Genomic DNA, 231 nt, shown 5'->3' on the forward strand with positions numbered 1-231 from the left:
GGGCATCCAGCGTGATGCGCCGTCCTTCGCTGACCAGGCAGGCGGCAACGACCTGCTGGTAACCGGCATCAAGGTTATCGACCTGGTTTGCCCGTTCGCCACGGGTGGTAAGGTTGGTCTGTTCGGTGGTGCCGGTTTAGGCAAGTCCGTAAACATGATGGAACTGATCCGTTACATCGCCATCGAGCACAGCGGTTAATCCTTTTTCGCCTGTGTGGGTGAGCGTACTCG

1 pseudogene is annotated in these 231 nt (G+C 58.0%); it reads left to right on the top strand.

Annotated features, from left to right (window positions below):
• Positions 1 to 196, top strand: a pseudogene (locus M2D63_RS26215) (F0F1 ATP synthase subunit beta); the annotation flags it as partial.
• Positions 197 to 231: the final 35 nt, after the last annotated feature.

Origin of the sequence: Pseudomonas sp. BJa5 (genome assembly GCF_030272875.2) — a bacterium.
Classification (GTDB): Bacteria; Pseudomonadota; Gammaproteobacteria; order Pseudomonadales; family Pseudomonadaceae; genus Aquipseudomonas.